The sequence below is a fragment of the Stenotrophomonas sp. NY11291 genome (assembly GCF_023277365.1).
Lineage (GTDB): Bacteria > Pseudomonadota > Gammaproteobacteria > Xanthomonadales > Xanthomonadaceae > Stenotrophomonas > Stenotrophomonas geniculata.
On the sequence record NZ_CP096975.1, the window covers coordinates 3,713,842 to 3,738,829 of the forward strand.

Sequence of the window (24,988 nt, forward strand, 5' to 3'; positions counted from 1 at the left end):
CCTGCAAGTCCCCACTAAGCGGCGCGGTTCAACGCGCTTGAGAGACTCTCGGCAGCAACGTGCTCAGCGCTTCGCATGCGCTCCAGCATCCATTCGTAGACCGGCTGCCAGAACCGCTGATAGGCCGACTTGTCGGCGCCAATCGCTGCCGCGCGCTTTCTGCCGCTGAGCTGCTCCAGCCCCATCCCGCCACATGCCTCGCACTCCACCACCCCGCCACCCTCAGGGGCGGATTGAATGCGCAGGCCGTCGCAGGCCTTGCAGCAGCCACAGCTGGCCATCTCCTCAATCACAGCGCTGGCCAGCACCCCAAGCTGCTCCATGGTGTTGTTCGGCCATGCCGCAGCGCGCGCCTCATCCAGTGCGCTCTCTGCCCGGCTCAGCTCACGCCGCTGCATATCCGTCACGGGCCCGCCGCCCCAGCCGATGCTTGCCTTGGCAATGCCGAACTCGGTCCGCGCGGTGGCCAGGCCATGCATCTGCTGGATGAACTCTGGCGCCACCAGGCCGATCACCGCCTTGCGCAGATGCTCGCGACGGCGCGCTGCGCTCTCCGGCCACCACAGCACCTCCAGCAGCTCACGCCCAAGGCCATCCGGCACGTACGCAAGGGCGGCCGCAATGTCCTGCGTCGTCAGCTCCGGCCGTCCGCCGCCACAGCCAGCGTCGAACTTCTGCGTGGTCGGCCCCATACGGCTTGCCAGCAATTCGCGTGCCTTGTTCGTCCTCATGCGCCTTCCCCTTGGTGGTTTGCTCGTGCAGCGCGCGATTGCGCCAAGTCTTGGACTACCGCCCCCCTTCCGAGGGCCTTCCCCTGGACATGAGCGGCTGTAGCCTCCCCGTCATCTTCCGGGCGTACACCGGCCTTATGTTCCGATGCGACCTGTGCCAGCTCGATATCCCGTGGGAGACCGCCGGCTACCTGGTCGATCCCTACGGCACCTGCTTCGTCTGCCCCGAGTGCGGCCGACGGAACTACCTGGAGTTCTTGGGCCTCGATCCGGCTGGCGCCGTCTTGGTCCAGCAGGTCGACAGGCCGACCCTGCAATAGGGCGGCGATGATGGCATCCAGTGCCGCTTGCTCCCTGCGGTCAAGTCTCCCGTGCACCAGGCCCTGGGACTCATGGACCATCGGCGGATAATCCGTTGCCCGATATGCAGCAGACAGCATCTCCCGCGCCCGCTTCTCGATGGCGTCCATCAGTGCCTCCCCTTGATTTCAGGAACCGGCTCAAACTGCTCGTAGGTGCCCTTGAACCGGCCAAGGTGATCGCTGACCACCTCCATTCCGATCCCATCCATGCAAGGAACATCGAGAACGGAAACACGTGCGATCTCCCCACAGAACGGGAATACGTCCGGATCTTCCTTCACCATGACCAACTGGCCCACGCGGAAACCCGCGCTCATGCTGCCTGCTCCCAGCTGGCCGTCAGGCGCTGCACCTGTCCGCCACGCGCCTTGAACTGCTCCACCGTCTCGGCCGGGCCGGTCGCGTTCTTCGCCGGTTTCAGCCGCTTGGGTCGGGAAACGGTGTTGTGGTCCATCCGCCGCTCACGTGGGACACGCTGGGGGTTGATCCTCGGCGCCATGGCCTTCGTCTTCTTCATGCTGCCGCCCTCAATTCGTTCACGCAGGTCTGGTTTGCAATCAGCTCGTCGTCGGAGCCGTACATCTCGTGGAAGGTCCGCGAGCCATCCATCAGGCTCGGGCCGTAGATATGGCGCATCGTCGCGAAGGTGTTCCCCTCCATCGGATGCCGCATGTGGTGCCACTTGCAGAGGGCGTAGCCGAACATGTGACCGCGCCGCACGTTCCCGCTCTTGGCGTGGTTGTAGTCGCAGCCGTAGACCACCAGCTCCGGCTCCAGAAGCTCCTGCATCTGCAGCGCCAGGCAGGCCATGCACGGGCCGGTCTTGGCCAGCTCGATCCGCGCAGCTTCTTCCCTTGTCGGTGGCGGTGCCTTCGACCACATCAGCGCAGCTCCGGGATCGGGCCGGCATAGCGGGTGATTGGGATCTGGCGCATGCCATCGCGCCACACCCGGGTGCCACGGGTGGCGTACAGCACCAGCGGCTTGATCCCGTAGCCATAGGCCAGATACCAGCCGGCCACCGCCACCGGCTCGGACACCGGGCGCACCTCCAGTTCGACGTGGTCTTCCCTCATGCCGCGGCGTCCTGAGCGGAGCCGAGCAGCTCGGCAATCTCAGCCAGCCGCTTCCGGGCGCGCTCGTTCGCCTGCGGACTCGCCTCCACTCGGCCAGCCAGCAGCGCCAGCGGATTGAACGCGGGCGTGGCCGGCGGCAGCGACAGGTATTCGGCGACCTGCCCATGCGCCAGGCGTCCAGCATTGACCGCCTGCTGCAGCGCGGCGTCCCGTGCGCCGGAGTCATGGCCCAGCGACGGCTGGTAGACGGCACAGCCGCCTACAGCGCGCGCCTCCTTCACCAACCGGCCATAGACCTCCAGGAATGCAGCCCGGCCTGCGATCTTGTCTCCGGCTTCCACCAGCGGCAGCGCCGCGGTCCATGCGTCCCGGGTCTGCTCGGTCCACACCAGCGTTACCGCCTCGTCAGCGGCGCGGATGGCCACGGCCCAAGCTTCGTTGGGTGCCGGGTGCCCGTCGTCAATCCGCTCCATGATCGCGGCCAGGCTGAGCTTGCCTTTCACCTCGCGACGGCAGGCGGTCAGCGCGTTGGCCAACACTTGCAGCGAATAGGTCGCCAGGTCGGTGACCATATAGGCTGCAGCTGCCGGGCGGATCTGCTCGCCCATCACCTCAGCCGTGGCCACCAGCATTTCGACCAGCCTGTCCTGATCAGCATCACTGAGCATTTGCGTTCCCCTTCAAGCGGCGCAGCAGCGCCTTGGCGTCGTCGGCGGCGGAGGCGTTCGCCTGGGTCTGGTCCTGCTGCCTGGCGCTGGTATCCGTCACCTGCCGGTTGGTCAGCCACTGGGTGCGATAGGCCTCAGCCCGGAACAGCAGCGAGCCAACGTCGTGGCAGGCCTTCACCACACCGTGTTCGCTGACGTTCTCCACGAACCATGCGGCTACCTGCGGTGCCTCGCCCTGACCAATCCGCTTCACCAGCTCTCGCACCTGGCCGTTGACCTTCGCGTTGCGGACCGGGGCGACGCGGTAGCGATTCCGGTAGGCCAGCGAGTAGGCCGCCCACGTTGCCCGGCAGGCAGCCTGCATCTGCTCCTCCAGCTCCGCCTTCGTCGGCGGCGTCGCCACCGGCGGCGCAATTGGCGGTTCATCTGACGGTTCAATGGGGGTTATATGACGGTTAGGCGGCACGGGGCGCACCTCCAGACCTGCGCCCGGTGCATCCCCTCCTGCAGCGGGCGCATCCCCACCTGCACCGGGCGCACCCCCTGCATGGGGCGCAGCACCTGCGCCCGGTGCAGTACCGTTCTTTCCAGTCTTGCGGGTGCCCTTGGACGGCGCAGCGGCAGCGTTGAACTTGGCCGGCGTAACCGAGTAGACGGTGCTGCTGTTGAATCGGCGATCGCGCGCCAGCAGGCCAACGGCCTCCAGATGATCCATGGCGCTACGTACAGCGCGCGCCGACATGCAGCAGCGCGCAGCGATGGTGCCGACCGCTGGCCAGCACACGCCGTCGTCGTTCGCCTGATCAGCCAGCGAGATCAGTACAGCCTTCTGCGTGACGCTCAGGCCCTGCAGCGGCCAGCACTGCGACATGATGATGGTCGACATGTCAGAGCCCCAGCGTCATGTTTTCGCCCGGCGCCACCGGCCACCAGGTGCACGCGGGCTTGCCGGTGGTGGCGCACGGAGCGGTCGGCCCACGCCAGATGCGGCCCTCTCGGGCCAGCTCAGGAAGGCGGCGACCAAGCATGTGGCGGTCAAGGCCGGTCAGCGCCGCGAGGTGCAGACTGCTCTGACCGGGATGACGTTGGACGGCGACTGCGGCCATGGTCTGCTGGTCCAGCAGCTTGCCGGTAGAGACAAGGTCGGCGGCGGCGATGTGGCTGGACTGCGGATCAGTGGAGCGGGCCGGATGGTTCATCGACGCGCCCTCCCCTTCGCTGCAGCGCGCGACACATTGCGGATCAGCCGGTGCGCCATCGTGATCAGCGAGTTGGCCTCTTCCACCATCAGCCTGGCTTCGTCGCTATCGATGTGGCGATCTGCCATGGCCTCCACCGCAGTGCCCGACAAGCGCCCCACCCGCGTGGTGATCTCCAGCAGCTTCGTCTGGATTGCGCCGATCTCGTCCGACCAGCCACCCTCCGGCGGCGGCGGAACGGTGGCCACGGCCATTCCAAACTGCCCGGCCAGTGCCTGCATCCAGTCCAGGGCGTAGTCGCTACCCCCGGCCTTCTCCTGCATCCACTCGGTCAGCAGTTCGGCGATTTCCATCGTCACCGATTCACCCTCCAACCCGCGCAGCTTCGCGCGCAGCGTCTCCGGGTGCATCGACTTGCCGCGGCGGTCGGCCAAGAAAGCGGCTGCGTCCACCACACCGCCGGGCGTCTTGCGCACCGAGTTGTAGAGAACGTCGAGCCAGTTGAGTGCAGATGTACGGCAGGTCATGGGTCACCTTGGGGAAGGCTGTGTTTCAAGGTTTCGGGCTGGGCCCGGGTGGCGCACGATGGGCGCCATGGAGATCAACAACTCAGGGACGACGGCCAGGGATGGCCTTTCAGGCGGTGTCGACCGGGGCGATGCGATTCGCGTCGGGATCATCGTTCGCGGGCTCAGCAGCGGCCTGGGGCTCAGCACCGAGCAAGCGCTGGATCTGCGGCAAGGCGGGCAGAACGCCCTCCTCTGGCCATGCCGCAACCTCTTCGACGGGAAGCTGCAGCAGGGTGGCCAAGTGCTTGTCGCTGGCCATACCAAGCTTGGCGCGCAGCGCGCGCTTGCTCATGCGGCTATCGATTTCTGCGCGCAGCTGTGCGACTGCCTCGGTCTGGGCTTCCGCAGGATCTGGCCCAAAGACGTCTGGGCGGAGCTGGTGGCGGGAGACGCCAGTGGCCAGCTCGATTGCGATGCAACGTTCTGCGGGAACGCGGCAGCGGTCGTACCAGCCGGATACCGACGGCGGCTTGATGCCGAGAAGCTGAGCAAGAGCCTGCTGGCTCCCTGCCGACTGAACTGCTCTATCGAGGGCTGACATGTTCATGGCATCTATTAGTCCACAGCTAACAGCTTATTGCAAGCTGGCAGCTGCACGAAATCGATTAGTTACCAGCTAACCTGCCGCGATGGACATTCGAGAGATCCGCAGCCGCAACTTTCGCCATCTGATCGACGCCCTTGAAATGAAGGGGATCAAGGGGCGACGGGATCAAGGCGCCCAACTGGGTGGCTTCCTGTCGGCGTCGTACGTGTCCCAGCTGCTCGGCGGGAAGTACATCGGCGACGATGTGGCCAAAAAGATCAGTAGCGCCCTGGGCAAGGATCATGGCTGGATGGATCGGCCACAGTGGAGCGAAGACGGAGAGGTATCCGTCTCACCAATCCCGGAGAATGAGACGCCACCCGGCTATGTTCGCTTCGACTTGTTCGAAGGGGGTGCGGGAATGGGCGCAGGGATGGTCAACCAGGACTACCCAGAGGTGGTGAAGACCATCGAGGTCGCAGAATGGGAAGTTCGCAGGAAGCTCGGTTACCTACCCAAGCCAGGCAGGATCCAGATCATCACCGGCCGAGGGCCGTCGATGAAACCCAAGCTCGAAGACGGCGACATTGTCTGGATCGACACCAGCTGCGACTACTTCGACGGCGACGACTACTACCTGATCAACATCGGTGGCGAGACCCAGATCAAGATGCTGCAGAAGCGCGGCGATGGTCTCTACGTCGTGAGCGTCAACACTGACTTCCCGGCCTATAGGCCAGATCCAGGTGACGTAAGCATCTTGGGTAAGGCGCTGATTCACGCAGGCCTGAGGAAGTTCTAAGTAGCAGGGGAATTCCCAGTGTCGTCCCAATTTGGGACAACAAAAAAGCCCCGCCGAAGCGGGGCTTTTCGTATGAGATCAGCTCAGAGAGTCAGGCCGAGGCTTCCGCATCGTGCGAGCAGCGCTCATTGGCAAGAATGTCAGCCATGTGCGCCCGAATGTTCGCAAACTCCGAACGGACTTCCTTGGCCAACGCAATGAGATCGGCGCACGACTTGGGAGCAGCCAAGGCATGGAGATCAAAGTTCAAGGCATCAGCTTTCATAAGTAGCTCCGGGACATGTTCATCTAAACGGTGAGGTGATCGTGACAACAGTCAGTGTTGGCGCTGAGTGCTCAACTTACGGACTACGTCATCGTATTCCGCCTGGTTGTGGAACTTCAGAGCGATGTGCACACGGCGGATGAGGTGCATGCTCTGCTGGCAGTTTTGCAGCGTCTGACGACATTCAAAAGACAAAGACTGGTCTTCAGTATCCAGCATCGTGTTCAAGGCTGTGTCAATGAACCCAATGCTGTTCACGATATCTTCAATTGACGGGTCCGCGTATGCAGCGAAGTGCTGGAACCCAAAAAAGCGGTGACCGGCCAGCACATCATTGATCGCGCCAATGCAGTCACTCCAGATACCCGCTACCAGCTTCTCAAGCTCTTCTTGCTCGGAGCTTATGACCAAAGCATTCATTTCCCTATGGATCCCCCGTTTAAGACGAAGGCTGACTGGTCGCGTCGACCGGTCTCGGCCCAAGTCAAGTTGCGGGATTGTAAGTGTGAAACCCCCGCTAACACAACTACCCGTAGCGTCAATGGTTGACAAATTTGCATGTTCACAAAATTTGTTCAGATTTCTCGTGCCACCAAATCTTCGGCAAATAGCAATGGAACTTTAGGATCCCTTGTGACACTAGGCCTTTGCTCGGTTCGTCAGCATCAATAGCGTCTACCTAGACTCACGGCAAGTGAAGAAAGTTTTAACGTTAAAGCGGTCTGTTCATCGTTCGTTTTCCGTGGGCCACTGTCCATAGCCGAAGCTTCCCAGCCTGGCTCAGCCGTATCACTTGCAGGGGTGGCCAGCGGGCCAACCAGCCCATTCATAAAATTGTTAGCTGATAGCTGTTGACTAACAATTAGTGCGCAGCTAACGTTATCTCCAGTCGCCCACCATCACCCCATCCCGGGGCCGGGCGCAGGAGATCACGCATGGCCACCCTTTCCCTGGGCTGCCGATCGGCAGAGATGAAAGTCACCGCTGACCACGTCAGCGAACGCGTCATCGCAGACATGGGCGCTGCCCGCCTGCACCTCACCGCCGACGAGGCGGAGCAGCACGCACACCAGCTGCAGGCTGCAGCCAAGCAGCTGCGCGCCGCAATCCAGGACGCGGCCGCATGAGCGCCGCCCTCGCCCACCACTCCAACGCTCAGCGCGCCGCTGCAGCCGCTGGCATCGTCGCCCGCGCCGGGCGCCGCTGGGGCCTCCTCCCTTACCAGGTCGTCGCCGCAGCCAACTCCGCCGCCGATATCGTGCGGTTGCAGGGAAAGAGCGTTGCGGGTGCTGTCTCCGCCGCTCGTCGTGCAGCGCGCGCACAGGCAGGTGCTGCATGAGCGCCCCATCCAAGATCGCGGCCATCCGCCACGCGGTCAGCGCGCTGCACGGCGCCGCCGACGACGGTGCGGACACCCGCCGCTACGCCGACGCGCTGCAGGAAGCGGCCGAGGCCATTGATGCGCTCGTTGCAGCCGATGAGGACTACGACCAAGCGCGTGACCGGTGGCTCAACTCGCCAAGCGATCACGAATCGTTCGAAGCGGCGCGCGAAGCCTGGGCGCGGCGCGCAGTTGCCCTCGCCCGCGTCAAAGAGGGTGCCGCATGAACGCCGCTGCTGAAGTGCTGGCTGCGAAGCTGGCCGGCCGCTGTGCAAACGGCCTCGAACGGGGACAGGGCACCAAGCTGCATGCGATCCCGTCCGCGCAGGTGCGGCGCCATGGTGGATTCGTTGAACCTACCGGCAAGGCTCTGTGCGGAGCAGCACCTGGCCGTCGCTCCGTGGGCTGGACCGCCTGCGAATCGCATCCTGTGACCTGTCCTCGATGCCAGCGTGCCCTCGCCCGAGTCAAAGGCGGTGCCGCATGAGCTTCTACAAGACCAACGATCCAGCCGTGCTGGCTGCGTATGAGCAGGAGCGCTCTGAAAAGGCGCTGTTGCAGGCCGAGGTGGACGCCTTCGCAGACCGCTTTGGCGGCAAGGGTTTGGTGTACGCGGATCCGGCACGCTTGGCCGGCATCAAGTTCACCCCTGCGAAGCCCCGCGACCTGTGGCGCGCGCCTGATGGCAACGGCTTGCAGTGGCCGCGTAGCTCTCCGCTCAAGGGCGCAACCGCAGAAACCAAGGCGGCGCTCAAGGCGCTACAGGCCGAGTGGAACCAGCATTTGCCGACTCGAAAGATCGACACCAATGCCGTCATTCGTGCGCTGGGGTTCAGCAGCAGCTGTGACTTCTTTTTCGAGGGTCTGACGCTGTTCCGCTCGAACGGCTTCGTCTACGCGTCCACCAGCAAGGCCATGCCGCGCATGACCGAGATCCTGGGCAGCGAGTACGAACAAGCCAAGGCGGCGCGCGCATGACCGACCCCGACTTCTTCGCCGCCATGGCCGTCGGCATCCCGCCCATCACCCCGCCCGTCAGCCCGCCGCCCGCGCCGGCCGAGCCCACCGCCGAACAGGAGACCGAGTAATGCGCCACCTCGCCCTGCCCTTCTTCTGCGCCGTCGTCGTCGGCCTGCTCCTCGCACTGCTCCCTTGGGCACTGCGCAACCAGGTCGACGCCGTCGCCCTCGCCTGCGCCATCGGCGCCGTGTTCTTCGCATGGCGCTGCTGGGAAGACCTCCAGACCACCTGGCCAGCCTTCAAGGCCGAAATGCAGCGCCGCACCGCCGAGAGGCAGCGCGCGCCGCTGGCCGCTGACGACACCCACTGAGCAACCGCCCGGCCGGCGCATCCGGCCTCCCCCGCCGGCAGGACTTCCACACAGCCGGCAACCTATTCCCCAGAGATCCGCCATGACCGATTCCGTCGTTGTCGATTTCCAGCACGAGCCCGAGTTTTCCAAGAAGGAAAACGGCGAAATGCCCCGGGTTGAACTGATCCGTGAGCAGGTCGCCGGGTTCGTTCAGGGCTATACCACCGCCAAGGGCCAGCGGCCACCGCGCATCGTCCTGCAGGCTTCAGACCTGAAGCACTGCGTGCGCCGGATCCTCGCGCGCATGCAGAAGCCGTACCGCGATGAAGCCAAGGCGGCATGGATGCGGGCGCGCAAGGCTGGCTCGAAGCAGCCGTGGCGCGAAGCGAAGCCCGAGCCGATCCCCGGCGCCACCCTCGCCTGGTGCGGGATCCCCATCGAAGGCATGGGCTACAGCCGCCATCGCGCGGTCGAAAAGCACTGATCCATGGCCAAGCCGGTCCAGATGGACATTTTCGATGACGACCCAGCGCGCGAGGCAGCCGCTTGGCGCGTGCAAGCGGAAGAGTCTTTGAAGCACTTCCAGTTCTCCGAATCGATCCGTCTGGAACGACACGCCTACTACCTCGGCATAGCCGAACAACTCGAAGCCAGAGCGCGCGGTGCGCGCTCGACCAACGGCAAGGACATGCAGGCATGAGCAACGAATCGACCAACCAGAACGCCCAGAAGCCTGCGGCCGCGCTGGCAGACACCCTGGCAGTCAAGCTGGCCCGTGCAGCGGCATTCGCCCACTGCACCCAGCACTCTTACCTGCCGCAGACCCATGAGCAGGCCAACAGCTGGCAGCCGCATGAATGGGGCGTCGCTGCGATCCATACTGCCGCACTGATCGCCTCGCAGCCGGTGGGCGCAACCGTCAAGGATTCCTTGGCCGTTGGCGGTGGCCAGGCTGTGGGGCAGGAGCCGGCCTTCTACCTGGGCGCTTCGGACTGGGGACACATTCGTATCCCGATGACCAAGCATCGGGATGTGCGTGCGCTGCGACACGGGTTCGATCACGGCGATACCACGCTGGTGCCGTTCTACGCCGCCCCGCCCGCGCAGGCCGTGGACCAAGCAAAGCCCGATCCCACCCTGCTTGAGTTCTACCAGGTCACGGACTACCCGACGTTGGTGGCCGCGCTGGAATCACATGTCCTGAAGCTGATCGATACGTGCGAGCGAAACGTAAAGCCGTGGGAAGACACCTTCCCGCCGACCCTTCTCCCGAAATGGCAGCGGGAGCAGCGCGCGCAGGCCGTGGACTTGGCGCAGTTCCGCGTCCTCGCCGCGAAGTTCGATGGGATGGGCGACGAAGAAGTGGGCGACGCCTACAGCGGCCCCTACTACCAGTGCGCGCAGGAGCTGCGTGCCCTGATCGACAGCCAGGAAATGGGCCGTGAGCCGAATAGCGCGCCCAATCGGCTCACGGAGCAATCCGAATTCATGCCGGTGATGCTCAAGGGCATCGGCAAGATCAACGGCGACGGCTGGAAGGACACCACCACCATCGGTGAAGTCGTCTACGTCTGGCCCAACGAGTTGCCGAAGCCGTATGCACCTGGTCAGTACGACCGCGTGGGCAATCAATGCGGCTGGACCGCCAGCACGCACCAGTACGACTTCCAACCGGCCACGCACGCGGAGGTGCGGGAGTTCGTTGAAGCCATGGCCACGAAGTCGTGGGAGCGAGCCGCCGAGCTGGACCGGCTGAACCCGGATCGCGCCGTTGCCTGTGGTCAGGCCGCCATCATCACCAAGGATTCCACCAATGGCTGACGGCTCCCGCTCCTTCAACTTCCCCGCGCCGCAGCGCTCCCGCCTGCGCCCGGGCGAAATCGTGGTCGACCTGTTCGCCGGCGGCGGCGGTGCCAGCGAAGGCCTCAAGCAGGCCCTCGGCATCGATCCTGCCCTGGCCTACAACCACGACGAGCTGGCCATCGGCATGCACGCCGCAAACCACCCGCTCACCCAGCACCACCGCGAGGATATCTGGCACGCAGACCCGCGCGTGGACGTGGCCGGCCGCCCCATCGGCTGGTTCCATGCCTCCCCGGACTGCACCCATTTCAGCCAGGCCAAGGGCGGCCAGCCGCGCAGCCGTAAGACCCGCGCCCTGTCGTGGGTGGTCGTGAAGTGGCTCGGCATGCTCGTGCGCGCCGATCTGCTCAACGGCACCAACACCGCGCCGCGAATTTTCTCGATGGAGAACGTGTGGCAGATCCTGACGTGGGGGCCGCTGGTGGCCAAGCGCTGCAAGGCTACCGGCCGCGTCATCAAGATGGACGGCTCCGTTGCAGCGCGCGGCGAGCGAGTGCCTATTGAGAACCAGCAGCTCGTGCCGGACAAACGGCACAGCGGCCGCACCTGGCGCCGGTTCGTAGCCGAGCTGCGTGGACTGGGCTACGCGGTCGAATGGCGCAAGCTGGTTGCCAGCGACTACGGCGCCGGCACCAGCCGCGAACGCCTCTTCGCGCTCGGCCGCCGGGATGGTGAGGCCATCGTGTGGCCGGAGGCCAGCCACGGTGCCGCGCCGGGCCAGACGCCGCGCGTCACCGCTGCCGACTGCCTGGACTTCTCCATCCCCTGCCCGTCCATCTTCGCCCGCGCCCGGCCTCTGGCCGACGCCACCATGCGGCGCATCGCCAAGGGCGTCATGCGCCACGTCATAAACTCGGCCGATCCCTTCATCGTGCCAGTGACGCACCAGGGCGGCGACCGCGTCCACGATGGGCGTGACCCCATGCGTACCATCACCGCCGCCAACCGCGGCGAGCTGATGCTGGCAGCACCGGAACTGGCTCCCTTCATCGCCGAGCATGCCAACGCCAGCAACCAGCGCACGATGGCTGCCGACGAGCCGCTGCGCACGGTCTGCGCCGGAGTGAAGGGTGGCCACTTCTCCGTGGTAGCGCCGACGCTGGTGCAGACCGGCTATGGAGAGCGCGAGGGCCAGGCGCCGCGCGCGCTCGACCTGCAGCAGCCGCTGGGCACCGTGGTTGCCGGCGGCGTTAAGCATGCAGTGGCAGCACCGCACCTGGTCAAGTTCCGTGGCGACAGCATCGGCACGCCCGCTACCGAGCCTGTGCCCACGATCACCTCGGGCGCTGGCGCTGCTCGCCCGGCTGGTGCGGCCCACGCCCTTGGCCTGGCCGCTGCCTCGTTGGTCACCCTGCGGAACAACATGGCCGGCGCCGATGTGCAGGGACCGCTCAGCACTATCGCCGCGCAGGGCGGCCACCATGGCCTGACCACGGCATTTCTGGAACAGGCCAACGGCGGCTTCTACCAGGGCACCGGCAATGACGCACGCGACCCGGTCAGCACGATCACTGCCAGCGGCAGTCAGCAACGGCTGGTGAGCGCCGGACTCGCCGAGCTGTCGCCCGACCAAGAGGCCGGCGCGCTGCGCGTCGCAGCGTTCCTGGTGAAGTACTACGGCAGCGGCATCGCTGTCGATCTGCACGACCCCGTGGACACGGTGACCACCAAGGATCGCCTGGCACTGGTGACCGTCCACATCCAGGGCACTCCCTACGTGATCGTAGATATCGGCCTGCGCATGCTCAAGCCGCACGAGCTGTACCGCGCGCAGGGCTTCCCGCCGGGCTACATCATCGATCGGACAGCCAACGGCACCCCGCTCACCACCAGCGCCGCCGTGCGCATGGTCGGCAACAGCGTCAGCCCGCCGCCGCTGCGTGCCTTGGCCGAGGCGAACATTGATCGGATCCCGGCCGACATGGCGGTGGCGGCATGACCGGCGCTGCCCTGGCCAAGCACGTCGCCCGCGTGCTGCTGACCGAATGCCGGGCGCGCCGACACGGCCTCGGCTTCTGGTTCGCCTTCAACGCTGCACAGCGCGCGCGCATGCGCGCCACTAACCCGGCCCCGCTTCCGGCACCGCCACGCGCTCCGGCACTGCCGGCCCAACTGGACCTGTTCCTATGACTGCACCACTGCCCATTTCCCCGGCCACCGTTGTCGAGGCCACCAAGGCATCGTCGCCTGTCGCTGCGGTCGTCGCTGCCATGCGGCGTGTCGATCCCGCCGGCGGCGCCGTCGCCGCCAACCAGGTACGCGCGTGGGCCGATACCCTGATGACCGCGCTCTACACCGCGCAGCCTGTCCGCTGGGAGTATCGCAACAAGAAGGACGTGAGCCCGGGTTGCTGGGTTCAAGCCGACGCTGGGCACGTCTACGCCGCCCACCAGCGTGGGCTCGTTGTCCGCGCCCTATTCGAAACCCCGCGCGTGATCCAACCGGAGAAGCTGCATGAATTCCGGGGGCGCGTGTGCGTCCGCTGCGGCGACAGCGAGGATTGGGCCGGGCCGGATTGTGAGCCGCTGATCCAGAAAGTCGAGCCGCGCACCCGGCTCCCGGTAGAGGCGAGCTGGCTCCTTGAGCCGCTCAAGTGGATCCGGGACGCCGGACCCGCGCCGGTCAGCACGCACGAACGCCGCCGCAGGGCCACCGAAGCCACCTTCCTGATCGAGAAGCTCGAAGCCCACATCGAGGAGTGCAACAAGCCATGACCCAGGAACATATCAGCCACCCGGAAGGGTTGCCGAACTGCGCCGCCGGACACCGCGCGCGCCACATACACGACAAGCGCTGCGCGTCCGCCGGCGGTGGCCACTTGGTGGAGTGCGCCTGCAGGTCGACCAGCAAGCATGCCGACCCCGATGCGGCCATCGCCGCATGGCGCAGGCTCAACCGCCCCGCGCGCAGCGCGCGCAAGGCGGAACCGGCTTTGCCAGAGAATGTGCTGCAGCTTCCACTGCTGGGCTCGCCGCGGGAGGTGCGCCGTGTCAACGGCTGACAAAATCATGCGTCCTGGCGCGCACGGCGATGTGGCGGAGCTGACAGGCGCACACACCAAGCGTCGGCAGATCCAGAATCTGTCCCGGAACGGAATCCCCCATACCATCAACGCTGCCGGCTGGCCGGTGGTGATGTGGTCGGCCGTCGATGGGTCAGCGAAGAAAGCACCTGATGTAGAAGGTGGGTGGTCAAGCAACGCATTGAGGCCTGCTGCGTAATGGGACGACGTTCAAAGGATCCGGGCGCGATCCCGCACATGCGGAAGCGGCCGCGGGGAAAAACCACGTATTACTTCTTCGACCATGGCGGTAAGCCGCGGCGAGAAACTCCGCTGGGTAAAAGCTACCCGGAGGCCGTTCGCAAGTGGGCGGAGCTGATGGCGACCGAAGCAGCTGTTCCGGAGATCGTGACCTTCCGGGATGCAGCGGCTCGCTACAAACAATTGGTTATTCCCAAGAAGCGCGCATCAACGGCCAAGGTCAACCTGGCAGAACTGGCGAAGCTGGAAGAATTTTTCTGCAATCCACCAGCGCCGCTGGCGAAGATCCGGCCGCTTCACGTTCGGCAGTACCTGGACTGGCGAACGAAGAACGGGACGGTGGCCATGGTCAGCGCCAACCGCGAGAAAGCGCTGCTCAGCCATCTGTGGAACAAGTGTAGGGAATGGGGCTTCACCGACGCGGAAAACCCTTGCAAGGGCGTGCGTGGTTACGGCGAAGCGGGCCGCGATGTGTACGTCGAGGATGACGTATACCGGGCAGTGTGGGATGCAGCAGATCAGCCGCTGCGCGATGCGCTGGATCTGGCCTACCTGACTGGCCAGCGCCCGTCCGATGCTCTCAGCATGGATCGGCGAGACGTGCGGGATGGCTTCCTGCATATCAGCCAGAGCAAGACCAAGCACAAGCTGCGCATTGCTATCGAGGGTGAGCTGGCCGAGCTGCTGGTGCGCTTCGGTGCCAGGACATTCAAGCGCCGCGGCAAGCAGAAAGGTGCGGTGATCGTGCACACGGCGCTGCTGCTGGATGAGTATGGCCAGCCGCTGACCAAGGGCCAACTGCGAAGCCGGTTCGATGCAGCGCGCGCACGTGCAGGCGTTGCCAAGGGGGCCTTCCAGTTCCGGGACCTGCGGGCTAAGGCCGGCACTGACAAGGCAGACGCGGCGGCAGATATCCGCCAGGCGCAGCGACAGTTGGGTCACTCGTCCGTGGTAATGACCGAGACCTACACGCGAAAGCGTAAGGGCGACCGCGTAACCCCTACGAAGTGATTTTGCGGAAAAGACTGACGATTGCGGAAAAACAAAAAGGGCTCCGGATCGCTCCGAAACCCTTCTGTCGCAATGGTGGGCCGTGAAGGATTCGAACCTTCGACCAAAAGATTAAAAGTCTTCTGCTCTACCGACTGAGCTAACGGCCCATTGCACTGCCCCAGCCTTTCGGCGGGGTGGGCATTCTACCCTACTTTGCCGGGCCGGGTGAAACCCTGGTGCGTCGAGGTTGCCAGCCAGCGGCCGGCACTACCCGATCTGGACCGCCGGCTTAAACCTTCCGGGCCGTCGTCGCATCCCATCTGTGATCCTTCCCCGGAGCCACGGATGCGCCTGCCCCTCTGCCTCATTGCCGCCCTGCTGCCGTCCTGTGCGGCACTGGCCACCCCGTCCCAGGTCGTCACCGACGACATCGGCCGCTTCTGGGCCACCTATGACGCGGTGCGCGCCGAGCCCGACGTTGACCGCCAGGTCGCACTCGTACAGGAGCGCTACATCGATCCAGGCAGCCCCGGCCTGCATGCGCTGATGCAGGTCCGCAACTATACCGCCCGCGAATACGCCGAGGCCATGCGCGCGTGGCCGCGCTTCTGGACGTCGGTTCGGCCGTTGACCGCCAACGCGCAGCAGGCCAGCGCCACACTGGAACGGGATCTTTCCAAATTCCGGGCGCTCTACCCGGCTTTGCGTCCGGCCACCGTCACCTACGCAGTCGGTGTGCTGCGCACCGGCGGCACCACGCTGGGTGACAAGGTGCTGATCGGTGCCGAGATGGCGCTGGGCGATGAGCGCGTGGACGTGAGCGAACTGCCGGAGAAGATGCGCGACCGCCTGCGGATCTTCTACGACAGCCGGCCGGGCGCGAACAACGCGCAGAACAACCTGCACGAGTACGTGCACACGCAGCAGCGCGAGACCACCGGCAGCCTGGCCCAGTACGCGGTGCGCGAGGGTGTTGCCGAGTACGTGGCCGAACGGCTGAGTGGGCGTCGGCCGGCGCTTCCGCTGTACAGCTACGGGCCCGCGCATGAGGCGGACATCCGCACGCGTTTCATTGCCGAGATGGACGGGGGTAACCTCGACAACTGGCTCTACAACAGCGCCCGCAATCCATTCGGGGTGAGTGATGTGGGGTACTACGCCGGGTATCGCATCGCGCAGGAGTACATGCGCCAGCAGGCCGACGAGAAGGCCGGTATCGCGCGGATGATTGAGTTGGACTATGCCGATCCGAAGGCGGTGCGGGCGTTTATTGACGCGTCGGGATGGTTGCAGCAGCGGTAGCGCCTGGCCATGCCTTGCGGGCCAGGGGGTGCGAACCAAGGTTCGCACCCACCGAGGGAGCGGTTGGCACACACCAGGTCCATCGGGTTCGCACCCACAGGGAAGCCGGCCAGCGGCCGGCTCTACCGAGCGATCAGGCGTAAAGCGTCGGGTCCGGCACGCCGGCCTCGGTGAAGCCCTGCGCGCGCAGGCGGCAGGCGTCGCAGTGGCCGCAGGCGGCGCCGTTGGCGTCGGCGTTGTAGCAGGACACGGTCAGGCCGAAGTCCACGCCCAGGCGCACGCCTTCGCTGACGATCTGGCCCTTGCTGAGGAACTGCAGCGGCGCGTGCACCTTGATGCCCGCACCTTCCACGCCCGACTTGGTGGCCAGGTTGGCCAGTGCCTGGAATGCAGCCACGAACTCGGGGCGGCAGTCCGGGTAGCCGGAGTAGTCCACGGCGTTGACGCCGCAGAAGATGTCATTGGCACCGAGCACTTCGGCCCAGCCCAGCGCCAGCGACAGCATGATGGTGTTGCGTGCCGGCACGTAGGTGACCGGGATGCCGGCGCCGCCGGCCTCGGGTACGTCGATGTCGTCGGTCAGTGCCGAGCCGCCGATGCTGCGCAGGTCCACGTCCACGGTCTTGTGCGCGACCACGCCCTGGGCCTTGGCCACGCGGGCGGCGGCATCCAGTTCGGAGGTGTGGCGCTGGCCATAGCGCACGCTCAGGGCATGCACGGCGAAGCCCTGTTCCTGGGCCATGGCGATGACGGCGGCTGAATCCATGCCGCCGGAGAGAAGCACGACTGCCTTCTTCATGGGAAAAACATCCGGTTGGGAGGGGAAAGCCAGCACGCTGTCCCGCGCCGGAGCTACATCAGGGAACGCTGCGCAGGCTCATCGGCCCGGCTCGTCGTTCCACAGGATTTTATGCAACTGCATCTGGAAGCGCACCGGCAACCGGTCTTCAACGATCCAGTCGGCCAGCTGCCGCGCGGTGATCTCGCCCTTGCTGGGCGAGAAGAACACCGTGCAGCGCTTGACCAGATCGTGCTCGGCCAGCAGGGACTTGGCCCAGTCGTAATCCTCGCGGCTGCAGATGACGAACTTGATCTGGTCGCGGGCGGTCAGCAGCGGCAGGTTGTCCCAGCGGTTGCGCGCCACTTCGGCCGAGCCCGGGGTCTTGATGTCGACCACGCGCGATACGCGCGGGTCCACCGCGCTGACGTCCAGCGCGCCGGAGGTCTCCAGGGAAACGTCCATGCCGGCATCGCAGAGCTTCTGCAGCAGCACCAGGCAGCGCTTCTGCGCCAGCGGCTCGCCGCCCGTCACGCAGACGTGGCGCACGCCCTGGGCCAGCACCTCGGCCACGATGTCGTCGATGTCCCACCAGGTGCCGCCATGGAAGGCATAGGCGGTGTCGCAGTACTGGCAGCGCAGCGGGCAGCCGGTCAGGCGCACGAACACGGTCGGCCAGCCGGCGGTATCGGCTTCGCCCTGCAGCGAGGTGAAGATCTCGGTGATCTTCAGGCGTGGCAGCGGCGACTGCACGATCTCACTGGGGGTGGCGGCGGCGCTGGACGGGGTAACGGCGGTCATGGCGGGGAGTTCTTGGTGGGACACGTGGCGGGTGGGCTACCGTGGCCGGTAACGAAAGCAGCCGAGCATGGCTCGGCTCCACAACAGCAACCGGACGGGTTTGCCGGTCCGGAAACGAAAGCAGCCGAGCATGGGCTCGGCTCTACAGGGCACCCATTGTACGCCCGGTCAGCGGATCAGCGGATCTGCTTGCCGAGGCGGATGGACTGCAGACGGTCCTGCGCGGTGCGCGCGGCGTCCGAGCCCGGGTACTGCGCCACGACGGTCTCCAGCGTCTGCTGGGCCTGGTCGACCTTGCCCTCGCCGTATTGCGAGAGGCCGACCTTGAGCAGGCCGCCAGCGGCCTTGTCGTGGGTCGGATAGCGCGAGAGCAGTTCGCGGAACTGGGTCTCGGCCATCGGGAAATTGCGGGTGGCGTAGTAGCTCTCGCCCAGCCAGTACAGCGCGTTCGGCGCGTAGACGCCGTTCGGATACAACTGCAGGAAGCTCAGGAACAGCTGCGCCGAGTCATCGTACTTGCCGGCCTTCAGCGAATCGAAGGCGACGTTGTAGGAGGTGCGCTCGTCGCCGGTGGCGGCAAGGCTGCCGGCATCACCATGGACGGAAGGCGGCCGCTCGGAAGTGGCCGCCGCTGCGGGTTTTGCCGGAGCCGGTGCGGCCTTCGGCGCGCTCGCCGGAACGGGCGGCAGGGCCGGGGCGGCATTGCCCCCTTCCAACCGGTTCAGGCGGCTGTCCAGATCCAGGTACTGGTCCTGGGCGGACTGCTTGAGCTGGGCGTTGTCGTGCTGCAACTGCTCGATCGAGGCCTGCAGGCTGGTGACCTGCTGCCGCAGCTGATTGATCTGGTTCAACAGGTCCTGGTTGGCACTGTTGTTGTACATCTGCTGCTCGATCGCGCCAACGCGGTCGGCCAGGCTCTGTCGCTGTGCATGCGCCGGTGCGGCAGCCACGAGGGCTGCCGCAACGACCAGCATCAGTTTGATGCCAATGCGCATGGATTACTGCGCGGTGTAGACGATTTCGACGCGACGGTTCTGCGACCAGCAGGACTCGTTCGACTCGGTGCAGACCGGACGCTCTTCACCGTAGGACACGACGGTCAGCTGCGAAGCCGAGCCACCGTTGGCCTGCAGGGCCGAGTTGACGCCGTTGCCACGACGCTCACCCAGGGCCTGGTTGTACGCGCGCGAACCGCGCTCGTCGGTGTGGCCCTGCAGGGTGATGCGCGAGGAGGGACGGTCACGCAGGTACTTGGCGTGGCAAGCCATGATGGCCTGGAATTCCGGCTTCACGTCTTCCTTGTCCAGGTCGAAGTAGACAACGCGCTGGCGCAGGCAGGCGTCGGTGTCCAGGTCGCCCGGGCCGTACAGGCCGGAGGTCGACGGACCGGTCGGGGTGGTGGTCGAGGTGCCGGTGTCAACCGGGGCTGCCGGCTCTTCCTTCACCTTCTTCGAGCAACCGGCCAGGACGGCCACAGACAGCAGGGAAACAAGCAGAACGCGGGTGGACTTGTTCATGGCGATACCTTTGTGGCTCCTAGGCCGATGAGGGGTTCAAGACAGCGAAAATATTAACACTCTTTTAGCGCTGGGTACGGTATGGGGACCATGCCGGCTCGCGCACATCACCATCGGCCAGGACCAGGCGCTGGCGAACCCGCGCATCGGCCGAAACGGCATACAACACACCACGGCCACCTTCGCGGGCGGCGTACAGCACCATGCTTGCGTTGGGCGCAAAGCTGGGCGATTCATCCAGCGAACCCGGGGACAGCGTGCTCCAGCGGGGCGAACCCAGCGAGCTGTCCATCATCGCGATCTTGTAGCTGTTGCCCGAGCCCTGGGCGACGGCGATCTTCTTGCCATCGTAGGACACCGAGGGCTTGGCGTTGTAGTTGCCCTGGAAGGTCACGCGCTCGGCGCTGCCGCCGCCCGCACCGACCTTGTAGACCTGCGGACGGCCGCCGCGGTCGGAGGTGAAGTACACCGCGCTGCCGTCCGGCGCCCAGGTCGGCTCGGTATCGATGGCGAAGTGGTTGGTCAGCTGGGTCAGCTGCTTGCTGCCCAGGTCCATCACGTAGATTTCCGGGTTGCCCGAACGCGACAGGGTCAGGGCCAGCTTGCGGCCGTCCGGCGAGAACGCCGGAGCGCTGTTGATGCCGCGGAAGCTGGTGACCAGCTCGCGGGCGCCGGTGCCGATGTTCTGGATGTAGATGGCCGAATTGCCACGCTCGAAGCTGACGTAGGCCAGCTTGCTGCCATCCGGGCTCCACGACGGCGACAGCAGCGGCTCGGCCGAGCGCACGATGGTCTGCGGGTTGAAGCCGTCGGAATCGGCCACCATCAGCGCGTAGCGCATGGCATCACCCTTGCCGCTGGCGGTCACGTAGGCGATGCGGGTCCAGAAGGCGCCGCGCACACCGGTGATCTTCTCGTAGATGGCGTCGGCCATCTGGTGGGCGACGTCGCGCATGGCATTGCCACGGGCGGTCATCGCCAGGCCCAGCAGGCGCTCGCCCTTGGGCACGTCGAACAGTTCGTACTCGACGCGGTAGGCACCGGCACCGGCGTCGAGCACGCGGCCGACCACGATGTAGTTCTGCTTCAGCGCGCGCCAGGTGGCGAACTGGATGTCGCCGCCGCGCACCGGCTTCTCGACGATCTGCGCTTCCGGCAGCGTGCGGAACTGGCCCGAACGCTCCAGGTCGGCACGGACCACGCCAGCGACGTCGGTCTGCGGTGCAGCCGCCGAACCCTGGTAGGGCATCGGCACGATGGTGATCGGCAGCGCGGAGGCATTGCCGCCGATGATGTCGATATCCAGCCCCTTCTGCTGCGCGAGGGCAGCAAAGGGCAGCAACAGGGCCGCAAACACGGCAAGCCAGCGAGGCATCTTTTTCATGGAGCGCTCAATAGGGGGAAACCGGAACGAGGGATAGCAAAGCGGGAGTGAACCGCTTCGCAATCATGAACCAAGGGTACGTGAATTCCGGGTCAGTTCCAGCCCGTCTTCTCACGCACCGTTAACGTCGTGGCTAACATCGCACCGTCTGCCCCGGTCACGCCGCCCTGCAGGACGGTGTTCGACAGCAGCCCACAGCCTGCCCGGTCGAATCCGAGCACACCAGAGGCAAGTGCGACATCCGTGGGCGTGGGCGGCCTGATGACCGCCCTGCCTCGCCCGATCAATCCTGCGCGGTAAAGGTCAGGTTGAGCGTGCGGTTGAACACCGACTCGAAGCCCCGGTACGGCAGCGGCTGGGCATTGAGCACGGCGGCCTCGATCGAGCGCTTGCCGGCCTCGTCATAGGGGCAATTCGCGCCCACCTTGGCCTGCAGCACCTGGCCACCCGGGATCTGGGTGATGGTCACCTGGCACTTCTGCCCCAGCGGCACGCTGTCCGGGCGGGTCCAGGTGTCACGCACCTTGGCCTGGATGGCCGCAGCGTATTTGGCAGTCAGGTCATCGCTGTTACCGCCACCACCGGCGGCTGGCTGGGATGCACCGCTGGCACCGGCGGCGGCACTGCCGGCGGCATTGCGCGCGGCGGCGACCTCACGCAGCTTCCGCTCGGCCAGCTTGGCTTCCTTCTCGGCCTGCTCGCGGCGGGCACGGATCTCGGCGATCTTCTTCTGCTTCTCGGCCTCGGCCTTGTCTGCGGCCTGGCGCGCCTGATCGGCCAGCTTCTTCTTCGCGTCTTCTTCCTGCTGCTTGGCCAGGCGCAGCTTCTGCTCCGCTTCTTCCTGGCGCTTGCGTTCGGTCAGGTCGATCTGCTCCTGGCGGCGCTTGGCTTCCTGCTCCTGCTTGGCCTTCTCCTGCGAGATGGCCAGCGCGCTCACTGCTTCCTGGTCCTTGGTGTCCGGCTGTGCGACGCGCTCCTGCGCCTGTTGCTGCTGGGGCGTGGGAGCGTCCTGCGGGCGCGGTTCGGGAATCGGCTGCGGCGGCGGAATGGTGTCTTCCGGTACGGGGATCGGTTCGGCCACCGGCGGCGGCAGGTCCTCCAGCTTCTCCGACTGGCGCAGGGCCTGGCGTGCGGCGGAGGCCTCCGACGCGGACAGCGCCAGGCTGGCCTCGACCGAGGGATCGCCTGCGGCGGCGTCGGTGTTGCGCTCGGGCGACCAGAACCAGGCCACGATGAAGACCAGCGCGACCAGCAGGTGCACCAGCAACGCCAGCGCCAGGGGCAGGCCCCAGCCGGGTTCGCGCTGCTGTGGAGGTGGCAGGGCGTCAGCGTGCATCGGTGGCCAGGCCTACCTTGTCTACCTTGGCGCGCTTGATCACATCCATCGCAGCGATGACCTTTTCATAGGCCACGGCACGGTCGGCGGCGACGATCACACGCACGCCCTTGTCCTGGGCGGCGATGCCGGCCAAGCGGCCTTCCAGTTCCTCGGCCGACACGGCGGTCGGTTCCTTGGCGTCGGGCAGCTTCAGGCTGAGCTGGCCGTCATGGCGCACCGAGACGATCACCGGGTCCTGCTTGCTCTCCAGCGCCTTGGCGTTGGATTGCGGCAGGTCGACGTCGAAGCTCAGCGTGAGCAGCGGCGCGGTGACCATGAAGATGATCAGCAGCACCAGCATGACGTCGATGTAGGGAACGACGTTGATTTCCGATTTCAGCTTGCGGCGCTTGCGGCGACCGATGGCAGCGGACATGGCTTGGACTCCCGGGTCAGGCGCTTACTCGTCGCCAGCGCTCTGGCGCTGCAGGATGGAGCTGAACTCTTCGGCAAAGGTCTCGAACCGCACCGACATGCGCTCTACGCGGGTGGTGAAGCGGTTGTAGGCCCACACTGCCGGAATCGCCACGAACAGGCCGATCGCGGTGGCGAACAGGGCTTCGGAGATGCCTGGGGCGACGGCGGCGATGCCGGCCTGCGCACCGCTGCTGATCATGTCGTGCATGGTCACCATGATGCCGAACACGGTGCCGACCAGTCCTACGTAAGGCGCGGTCGAGCCGATGTTGGCCAGCAGCTCCAGGTTGCGCTCGAGCTGGTCCACTTCGCGGGTGTAGGTGGTGCGCATGGCACGCTGCGCGCCTTCCAGCTGCGCGCGGCCATCCAGGCGACGCTTGTCGCGCAGGCGGGTGTATTCGCGGAAACCGGCTTCGAAGATGGCTTCCAGGCCGCCGACATTGCGGCTGCGATCGGTGGCCGAGCTGTACAGCTTGCCCAGGTCCGCACCGGACCAGAAGCGGTTCTCGAACTCGTCGGCTTCGCGGGTGGCCTGCTTGAACACGCGGGCCTTGCGGAAAATGATCACCCAGCTGACGAACGAGCCGACCAGCAGCAGCAGCACGATGATCTTCACCGGCAGGCTGGCCTTGGCCATCAGTTCGAGGTAGTTGATGCCGCCGCCGGTGGTGGCCTGGGCAAGGGTCTGTGTCGCGGCGTTGCTGACGTCGGCCGGCAGTGCCTCGGTGACCGTGGCCTGCAGGGCCAGGAGCGTTGCGATCATCCGTTGTTCCTCAGTGTTCGGATTCGGGGTGGAGGTGGGGTTGCAGCACGGCAAGGACGGCCTCGTCCATGCCACGCGGGCGGAAACTGGCCGCTTCCAGTGCGGCGATGCGGACCTGCGCCGACAGCAGCAGCTCGCCGTCGCGCAGGATCTGCTGGTCGAAGACCATGCTGGCCTTCTTCAGCTGGACCAGGCGGGCACTCACCTGCAGGGTGTCATCCAGCCGTGCCGGCTTGATGAAATCCATCTGCATCGAGCGCACCGCGAAGACCATCCCATGCTCGGCGCGCATGCGCTCCTGGCCGTAGCCCAGCGCACGCATCCATTCGGTCCGGGCCCGTTCCATGAAGGCCACGTAGCGGGCGTGGTAAACCACGCCACCTGCGTCGGTATCTTCCCAGTAAATGCGTGTCGGCCAACTGAATCGGGGCTCAACCGACATCGGGAACCTCCGCGAACAGGTCCTGCGGCGGGTTCTTCGGCTTCAGGCCCATGTGCCGGTAGGCCTTGTGGGTGGCCATGCGGCCGCGCGCGGTACGCACCAGGAAACCCTGCTGGATCAGGTACGGCTCGACCACGTCTTCCAGCGTGCCGCGCTCTTCGGACAGTGCCGCGGCCAGCGATTCGATGCCGACCGGGCCGCCATCGAAGTAGTCGACCATGGTCTTGAGCAGACGGCGGTCAAGCTCGTCGAAGCCCTCCGGGTCGACCTTCAGCATCTGCATGGCAGCCTGTGCCACGGCCTCGTCGATGTGGCCGCCGGCCTTGACCTGCGCGTAGTCGCGCACGCGGCGCAGCAGGCGGTTGGCGATACGCGGGGTGCCACGCGCGCGGCGCGCGATCTCCCCTGCCCCATCGGCGGTGCAGTCGATGGCCAGAATGGCCGCCGAGCGGCGCACGATCCGGGTCAGCTCCTCGACGCTGTAGAACTCCAGGCGCTGGACGATGCCGAAGCGGTCGCGCAGCGGCGCGGTCAGCAGGCCGGCACGGGTGGTGGCACCGATCAGGGTGAACGGCGGCAGGTCGATCTTGATCGAGCGGGCGGCGGGGCCTTCGCCGATCATGATGTCGATCTGGAAATCTTCCATCGCCGGGTACAGCACTTCCTCGACCACCGGCGACAGGCGATGGATCTCGTCGATGAAGAGCACATCGTGCGGCTGCAGGTTGGTCAGCAGCGCGGCGAGGTCACCGGCCTTCTCGATCACCGGGCCGGAGGTCACGCGCAGGGCCACGCCCAGTTCGTTGGCGATGACATGACTGAGGGTGGTCTTGCCCAGGCCGGGCGGCCCGAAGATCAGCACGTGGTCGAGCGCGTCGCCACGCCCCTTGGCCGCCTGGATGTAGATCTCCATCTGCTCGCGCACCGGCACCTGGCCGAGGTAGTCGGCAAGGCGCTTGGGGCGGATGCTGGCGTCGGCGGCGTCATCCTCGCGGGTGGCGCCGGCGCCGATGATGCGGTCGTCGGTCATGTGCTGATTATGCGGCAAAAGTACGGGTTTCGGCCGGGCTGCGCCCGGCACCCGCAAAGGCAACTGCCGGGGCAACAGCCGGAGCAACAGCCGGAGCAACAGCCAAAGCTGGCTTCCTGGGGGATGCCGGGGTGGGTCCGGTTGCGGGGGACGCTGCAAGTACGTCC

At 65.8% G+C, this 24,988-nt stretch carries 37 protein-coding genes and 1 tRNA gene; 15 read left to right on the plus strand and 23 right to left on the minus strand.

Annotation, left to right across the window (positions count from 1 at the left end; genetic code table 11):
• Positions 1–14 precede the first annotated feature (14 nt).
• From M1L61_RS17305 to M1L61_RS17350, 10 genes are all read right to left on the minus strand, one after another.
• Complete coding sequence (locus tag M1L61_RS17305; protein WP_248853839.1) at positions 15–731, minus strand: hypothetical protein; 717 nt, start codon at positions 729–731, stop codon at positions 15–17.
• Between the two features lie 469 nt (positions 732–1,200).
• Complete coding sequence (locus M1L61_RS17310; RefSeq protein ID WP_248853840.1) at positions 1,201–1,410, minus strand: hypothetical protein; 210 nt, start codon at positions 1,408–1,410, stop codon at positions 1,201–1,203.
• A complete protein-coding gene (locus M1L61_RS17315; RefSeq protein WP_248853841.1) occupies positions 1,407–1,610 on the minus strand; it encodes a hypothetical protein in 204 nt (67 codons plus the stop codon). Before M1L61_RS17315 ends, M1L61_RS17310 begins: the two co-directional genes overlap by 4 nt.
• The gene (locus M1L61_RS17320) at positions 1,607–1,975 is read right to left on the minus strand and encodes a Ref family recombination enhancement nuclease (protein ID WP_248853842.1); all 369 of its coding nucleotides are present in this window, start codon (positions 1,973–1,975) and stop codon (positions 1,607–1,609) included. The genes M1L61_RS17315 and M1L61_RS17320 overlap by 4 nt, the downstream gene beginning before the upstream one ends.
• Complete coding sequence (locus tag M1L61_RS17325) at positions 1,975–2,169, minus strand: hypothetical protein (RefSeq protein ID WP_032129812.1); 195 nt, start codon at positions 2,167–2,169, stop codon at positions 1,975–1,977. The genes M1L61_RS17320 and M1L61_RS17325 overlap by 1 nt, the downstream gene beginning before the upstream one ends.
• Positions 2,166–2,837, minus strand: a complete 672-nt coding sequence (locus tag M1L61_RS17330) for a hypothetical protein (RefSeq protein WP_248853843.1) — start codon at positions 2,835–2,837, stop codon at positions 2,166–2,168. The genes M1L61_RS17325 and M1L61_RS17330 overlap by 4 nt, the downstream gene beginning before the upstream one ends.
• Complete coding sequence (locus M1L61_RS17335; RefSeq protein WP_248853844.1) at positions 2,827–3,723, minus strand: helix-turn-helix domain-containing protein; 897 nt, start codon at positions 3,721–3,723, stop codon at positions 2,827–2,829. The genes M1L61_RS17330 and M1L61_RS17335 overlap by 11 nt, the downstream gene beginning before the upstream one ends.
• Position 3,724: 1 nt before the next feature.
• On the minus strand, positions 3,725–4,036 hold the full coding sequence (locus M1L61_RS17340; protein WP_248853845.1) for a winged helix-turn-helix domain-containing protein: 312 nt from the start codon (positions 4,034–4,036) through the stop codon (positions 3,725–3,727).
• Positions 4,033–4,563, minus strand: coding sequence for a phage regulatory CII family protein (locus M1L61_RS17345; RefSeq protein ID WP_088026431.1), 531 nt, complete (start codon positions 4,561–4,563; stop codon positions 4,033–4,035). The genes M1L61_RS17340 and M1L61_RS17345 overlap by 4 nt, the downstream gene beginning before the upstream one ends.
• A gap of 109 nt (positions 4,564–4,672) precedes the next feature.
• Positions 4,673–5,152 carry a YdaS family helix-turn-helix protein gene (locus M1L61_RS17350; RefSeq protein WP_111118790.1) on the minus strand — a complete coding sequence of 160 codons (480 nt, stop codon included), beginning with the start codon at positions 5,150–5,152 and terminating at the stop codon, positions 4,673–4,675.
• An 82-nt stretch (positions 5,153–5,234) separates the two neighbouring features.
• Between M1L61_RS17350 and M1L61_RS17355 the strand changes: the two genes are divergently transcribed.
• On the plus strand, positions 5,235–5,933 hold the full coding sequence (locus M1L61_RS17355) for a S24 family peptidase (RefSeq protein WP_248853848.1): 699 nt from the start codon (positions 5,235–5,237) through the stop codon (positions 5,931–5,933).
• Between the two features lie 91 nt (positions 5,934–6,024).
• Here the strand turns inward: M1L61_RS17355 and M1L61_RS17360 are convergent, their stop codons facing one another.
• Both M1L61_RS17360 and M1L61_RS17365 read right to left on the minus strand, forming a co-directional pair.
• Positions 6,025–6,198 (minus strand): hypothetical protein, encoded by a 174-nt coding sequence (locus tag M1L61_RS17360; protein WP_248853849.1) that lies wholly within the window; start codon positions 6,196–6,198, stop codon positions 6,025–6,027.
• Between the two features lie 51 nt (positions 6,199–6,249).
• Positions 6,250–6,618, minus strand: coding sequence for a hypothetical protein (locus M1L61_RS17365; RefSeq protein WP_248853850.1), 369 nt, complete (start codon positions 6,616–6,618; stop codon positions 6,250–6,252).
• Positions 6,619–7,133: 515 nt separating this feature from the next.
• Here M1L61_RS17365 and M1L61_RS17370 point away from each other — a divergent pair.
• The 13 genes from M1L61_RS17370 to M1L61_RS17430 all read left to right on the plus strand — a co-directional run bounded on the left by M1L61_RS17370 (position 7,134) and on the right by M1L61_RS17430 (position 15,027).
• Entirely contained in the window at positions 7,134–7,325 is a 192-nt protein-coding gene (locus M1L61_RS17370) for a hypothetical protein (protein ID WP_248853851.1), read from the plus strand.
• Positions 7,322–7,537, plus strand: a complete 216-nt coding sequence (locus M1L61_RS17375) for a hypothetical protein (protein ID WP_248853852.1) — start codon at positions 7,322–7,324, stop codon at positions 7,535–7,537. The genes M1L61_RS17370 and M1L61_RS17375 overlap by 4 nt, the downstream gene beginning before the upstream one ends.
• Positions 7,534–7,806, plus strand: coding sequence for a hypothetical protein (locus M1L61_RS17380; RefSeq protein WP_248853853.1), 273 nt, complete (start codon positions 7,534–7,536; stop codon positions 7,804–7,806). The genes M1L61_RS17375 and M1L61_RS17380 overlap by 4 nt, the downstream gene beginning before the upstream one ends.
• Positions 7,807–8,062: 256 nt before the next feature.
• Complete coding sequence (locus M1L61_RS17385) at positions 8,063–8,557, plus strand: hypothetical protein (protein ID WP_248853854.1); 495 nt, start codon at positions 8,063–8,065, stop codon at positions 8,555–8,557.
• 109 nt (positions 8,558–8,666) lie between these two features.
• A complete protein-coding gene (locus M1L61_RS17390; protein ID WP_164171501.1) occupies positions 8,667–8,909 on the plus strand; it encodes a hypothetical protein in 243 nt (80 codons plus the stop codon).
• 82 nt (positions 8,910–8,991) lie between these two features.
• Entirely contained in the window at positions 8,992–9,375 is a 384-nt protein-coding gene (locus M1L61_RS17395) for a hypothetical protein (protein ID WP_248853855.1), read from the plus strand.
• A gap of 3 nt (positions 9,376–9,378) precedes the next feature.
• Entirely contained in the window at positions 9,379–9,591 is a 213-nt protein-coding gene (locus M1L61_RS17400; RefSeq protein ID WP_248853856.1) for a hypothetical protein, read from the plus strand.
• A complete protein-coding gene (locus M1L61_RS17405) occupies positions 9,588–10,712 on the plus strand; it encodes a hypothetical protein (protein WP_248853857.1) in 1,125 nt (374 codons plus the stop codon). The genes M1L61_RS17400 and M1L61_RS17405 overlap by 4 nt, the downstream gene beginning before the upstream one ends.
• The gene (locus tag M1L61_RS17410; RefSeq protein ID WP_248853858.1) at positions 10,705–12,693 is read left to right on the plus strand and encodes a DNA cytosine methyltransferase; all 1,989 of its coding nucleotides are present in this window, start codon (positions 10,705–10,707) and stop codon (positions 12,691–12,693) included. Before M1L61_RS17405 ends, M1L61_RS17410 begins: the two co-directional genes overlap by 8 nt.
• On the plus strand, positions 12,690–12,884 hold the full coding sequence (locus M1L61_RS17415) for a hypothetical protein (protein WP_248853859.1): 195 nt from the start codon (positions 12,690–12,692) through the stop codon (positions 12,882–12,884). Before M1L61_RS17410 ends, M1L61_RS17415 begins: the two co-directional genes overlap by 4 nt.
• Positions 12,881–13,468 (plus strand): hypothetical protein, encoded by a 588-nt coding sequence (locus tag M1L61_RS17420; protein ID WP_248853860.1) that lies wholly within the window; start codon positions 12,881–12,883, stop codon positions 13,466–13,468. The genes M1L61_RS17415 and M1L61_RS17420 overlap by 4 nt, the downstream gene beginning before the upstream one ends.
• Positions 13,465–13,755: a hypothetical protein gene (locus M1L61_RS17425; RefSeq protein WP_248853861.1), complete on the plus strand. Its 291-nt coding sequence runs from the start codon at positions 13,465–13,467 to the stop codon at positions 13,753–13,755. The genes M1L61_RS17420 and M1L61_RS17425 overlap by 4 nt, the downstream gene beginning before the upstream one ends.
• A 219-nt stretch (positions 13,756–13,974) precedes the next feature.
• Complete coding sequence (locus tag M1L61_RS17430) at positions 13,975–15,027, plus strand: tyrosine-type recombinase/integrase (RefSeq protein WP_248854792.1); 1,053 nt, start codon at positions 13,975–13,977, stop codon at positions 15,025–15,027.
• 73 nt (positions 15,028–15,100) lie between these two features.
• Here the strand turns inward: M1L61_RS17430 and M1L61_RS17435 are convergent.
• A tRNA-Lys gene (locus M1L61_RS17435) sits at positions 15,101–15,176 on the minus strand.
• Positions 15,177–15,354: 178 nt separating this feature from the next.
• Here M1L61_RS17435 and M1L61_RS17440 point away from each other — a divergent pair.
• Positions 15,355–16,311: a DUF2268 domain-containing putative Zn-dependent protease gene (locus M1L61_RS17440; protein WP_057503035.1), complete on the plus strand. Its 957-nt coding sequence runs from the start codon at positions 15,355–15,357 to the stop codon at positions 16,309–16,311.
• Positions 16,312–16,444: 133 nt separating this feature from the next.
• On the opposite strand, the gene queC is transcribed toward M1L61_RS17440, so the two are convergent.
• The 10 genes from queC to ruvB all read right to left on the minus strand — a co-directional run bounded on the left by queC (position 16,445) and on the right by ruvB (position 24,821).
• Positions 16,445–17,110: a 7-cyano-7-deazaguanine synthase QueC gene (queC, locus tag M1L61_RS17445; protein WP_043400548.1), complete on the minus strand. Its 666-nt coding sequence runs from the start codon at positions 17,108–17,110 to the stop codon at positions 16,445–16,447.
• 78 nt (positions 17,111–17,188) lie between these two features.
• On the minus strand, positions 17,189–17,890 hold the full coding sequence (gene queE / locus M1L61_RS17450) for a 7-carboxy-7-deazaguanine synthase QueE (RefSeq protein WP_010481613.1): 702 nt from the start codon (positions 17,888–17,890) through the stop codon (positions 17,189–17,191).
• A gap of 176 nt (positions 17,891–18,066) precedes the next feature.
• Complete coding sequence (gene ybgF / locus M1L61_RS17455) at positions 18,067–18,885, minus strand: tol-pal system protein YbgF (protein WP_010481611.1); 819 nt, start codon at positions 18,883–18,885, stop codon at positions 18,067–18,069.
• Between the two features lie 3 nt (positions 18,886–18,888).
• Positions 18,889–19,407 (minus strand): peptidoglycan-associated lipoprotein Pal, encoded by a 519-nt coding sequence (pal, locus tag M1L61_RS17460; RefSeq protein ID WP_005410748.1) that lies wholly within the window; start codon positions 19,405–19,407, stop codon positions 18,889–18,891.
• A 64-nt stretch (positions 19,408–19,471) separates the two neighbouring features.
• Entirely contained in the window at positions 19,472–20,791 is a 1,320-nt protein-coding gene (gene tolB / locus M1L61_RS17465) for a Tol-Pal system beta propeller repeat protein TolB (protein ID WP_010481607.1), read from the minus strand.
• A gap of 283 nt (positions 20,792–21,074) precedes the next feature.
• Positions 21,075–22,127, minus strand: a complete 1,053-nt coding sequence (gene tolA / locus M1L61_RS17470; protein ID WP_010481606.1) for a cell envelope integrity protein TolA — start codon at positions 22,125–22,127, stop codon at positions 21,075–21,077.
• A complete protein-coding gene (tolR, locus tag M1L61_RS17475; protein WP_049453761.1) occupies positions 22,117–22,545 on the minus strand; it encodes a protein TolR in 429 nt (142 codons plus the stop codon). Before tolR ends, tolA begins: the two co-directional genes overlap by 11 nt.
• 24 nt (positions 22,546–22,569) lie before the next feature.
• Positions 22,570–23,349 (minus strand): protein TolQ, encoded by a 780-nt coding sequence (gene tolQ, locus M1L61_RS17480; RefSeq protein WP_006438802.1) that lies wholly within the window; start codon positions 23,347–23,349, stop codon positions 22,570–22,572.
• A 10-nt stretch (positions 23,350–23,359) separates the two neighbouring features.
• Entirely contained in the window at positions 23,360–23,791 is a 432-nt protein-coding gene (gene ybgC / locus M1L61_RS17485; protein WP_071229045.1) for a tol-pal system-associated acyl-CoA thioesterase, read from the minus strand.
• Positions 23,781–24,821, minus strand: coding sequence for a Holliday junction branch migration DNA helicase RuvB (gene ruvB, locus M1L61_RS17490; RefSeq protein ID WP_019337543.1), 1,041 nt, complete (start codon positions 24,819–24,821; stop codon positions 23,781–23,783). The genes ybgC and ruvB overlap by 11 nt, the downstream gene beginning before the upstream one ends.
• Between the last annotated feature and the right edge of the window lie 167 nt (positions 24,822–24,988).

Coding starts and splice junctions, on each gene's coding strand:
- M1L61_RS17305 (WP_248853839.1), bottom strand. CDS start 731: ATGAGGACGAACAAGGCACGCGAATTGCTGGCAAGCCGTATGGGGCCG.
- M1L61_RS17310 (WP_248853840.1), bottom strand. CDS start 1,410: ATGAGCGCGGGTTTCCGCGTGGGCCAGTTGGTCATGGTGAAGGAAGAT.
- M1L61_RS17315 (WP_248853841.1), bottom strand. CDS start 1,610: ATGAAGAAGACGAAGGCCATGGCGCCGAGGATCAACCCCCAGCGTGTC.
- M1L61_RS17320 (WP_248853842.1), bottom strand. CDS start 1,975: ATGTGGTCGAAGGCACCGCCACCGACAAGGGAAGAAGCTGCGCGGATC.
- M1L61_RS17325 (WP_032129812.1), bottom strand. CDS start 2,169: ATGAGGGAAGACCACGTCGAACTGGAGGTGCGCCCGGTGTCCGAGCCG.
- M1L61_RS17330 (WP_248853843.1), bottom strand. CDS start 2,837: ATGCTCAGTGATGCTGATCAGGACAGGCTGGTCGAAATGCTGGTGGCC.
- M1L61_RS17335 (WP_248853844.1), bottom strand. CDS start 3,723: ATGTCGACCATCATCATGTCGCAGTGCTGGCCGCTGCAGGGCCTGAGC.
- M1L61_RS17340 (WP_248853845.1), bottom strand. CDS start 4,036: ATGAACCATCCGGCCCGCTCCACTGATCCGCAGTCCAGCCACATCGCC.
- M1L61_RS17345 (WP_088026431.1), bottom strand. CDS start 4,563: ATGACCTGCCGTACATCTGCACTCAACTGGCTCGACGTTCTCTACAAC.
- M1L61_RS17350 (WP_111118790.1), bottom strand. CDS start 5,152: ATGAACATGTCAGCCCTCGATAGAGCAGTTCAGTCGGCAGGGAGCCAG.
- M1L61_RS17355 (WP_248853848.1), top strand. CDS start 5,235: ATGGACATTCGAGAGATCCGCAGCCGCAACTTTCGCCATCTGATCGAC.
- M1L61_RS17360 (WP_248853849.1), bottom strand. CDS start 6,198: ATGAAAGCTGATGCCTTGAACTTTGATCTCCATGCCTTGGCTGCTCCC.
- M1L61_RS17365 (WP_248853850.1), bottom strand. CDS start 6,618: ATGAATGCTTTGGTCATAAGCTCCGAGCAAGAAGAGCTTGAGAAGCTG.
- M1L61_RS17370 (WP_248853851.1), top strand. CDS start 7,134: ATGGCCACCCTTTCCCTGGGCTGCCGATCGGCAGAGATGAAAGTCACC.
- M1L61_RS17375 (WP_248853852.1), top strand. CDS start 7,322: ATGAGCGCCGCCCTCGCCCACCACTCCAACGCTCAGCGCGCCGCTGCA.
- M1L61_RS17380 (WP_248853853.1), top strand. CDS start 7,534: ATGAGCGCCCCATCCAAGATCGCGGCCATCCGCCACGCGGTCAGCGCG.
- M1L61_RS17385 (WP_248853854.1), top strand. CDS start 8,063: ATGAGCTTCTACAAGACCAACGATCCAGCCGTGCTGGCTGCGTATGAG.
- M1L61_RS17390 (WP_164171501.1), top strand. CDS start 8,667: ATGCGCCACCTCGCCCTGCCCTTCTTCTGCGCCGTCGTCGTCGGCCTG.
- M1L61_RS17395 (WP_248853855.1), top strand. CDS start 8,992: ATGACCGATTCCGTCGTTGTCGATTTCCAGCACGAGCCCGAGTTTTCC.
- M1L61_RS17400 (WP_248853856.1), top strand. CDS start 9,379: ATGGCCAAGCCGGTCCAGATGGACATTTTCGATGACGACCCAGCGCGC.
- M1L61_RS17405 (WP_248853857.1), top strand. CDS start 9,588: ATGAGCAACGAATCGACCAACCAGAACGCCCAGAAGCCTGCGGCCGCG.
- M1L61_RS17410 (WP_248853858.1), top strand. CDS start 10,705: ATGGCTGACGGCTCCCGCTCCTTCAACTTCCCCGCGCCGCAGCGCTCC.
- M1L61_RS17415 (WP_248853859.1), top strand. CDS start 12,690: ATGACCGGCGCTGCCCTGGCCAAGCACGTCGCCCGCGTGCTGCTGACC.
- M1L61_RS17420 (WP_248853860.1), top strand. CDS start 12,881: ATGACTGCACCACTGCCCATTTCCCCGGCCACCGTTGTCGAGGCCACC.
- M1L61_RS17425 (WP_248853861.1), top strand. CDS start 13,465: ATGACCCAGGAACATATCAGCCACCCGGAAGGGTTGCCGAACTGCGCC.
- M1L61_RS17430 (WP_248854792.1), top strand. CDS start 13,975: ATGGGACGACGTTCAAAGGATCCGGGCGCGATCCCGCACATGCGGAAG.
- M1L61_RS17440 (WP_057503035.1), top strand. CDS start 15,355: ATGCGCCTGCCCCTCTGCCTCATTGCCGCCCTGCTGCCGTCCTGTGCG.
- queC (WP_043400548.1), bottom strand. CDS start 17,110: ATGAAGAAGGCAGTCGTGCTTCTCTCCGGCGGCATGGATTCAGCCGCC.
- queE (WP_010481613.1), bottom strand. CDS start 17,890: ATGACCGCCGTTACCCCGTCCAGCGCCGCCGCCACCCCCAGTGAGATC.
- ybgF (WP_010481611.1), bottom strand. CDS start 18,885: ATGCGCATTGGCATCAAACTGATGCTGGTCGTTGCGGCAGCCCTCGTG.
- pal (WP_005410748.1), bottom strand. CDS start 19,407: ATGAACAAGTCCACCCGCGTTCTGCTTGTTTCCCTGCTGTCTGTGGCC.
- tolB (WP_010481607.1), bottom strand. CDS start 20,791: ATGAAAAAGATGCCTCGCTGGCTTGCCGTGTTTGCGGCCCTGTTGCTG.
- tolA (WP_010481606.1), bottom strand. CDS start 22,127: ATGCACGCTGACGCCCTGCCACCTCCACAGCAGCGCGAACCCGGCTGG.
- tolR (WP_049453761.1), bottom strand. CDS start 22,545: ATGTCCGCTGCCATCGGTCGCCGCAAGCGCCGCAAGCTGAAATCGGAA.
- tolQ (WP_006438802.1), bottom strand. CDS start 23,349: ATGATCGCAACGCTCCTGGCCCTGCAGGCCACGGTCACCGAGGCACTG.
- ybgC (WP_071229045.1), bottom strand. CDS start 23,791: ATGTCGGTTGAGCCCCGATTCAGTTGGCCGACACGCATTTACTGGGAA.
- ruvB (WP_019337543.1), bottom strand. CDS start 24,821: ATGACCGACGACCGCATCATCGGCGCCGGCGCCACCCGCGAGGATGAC.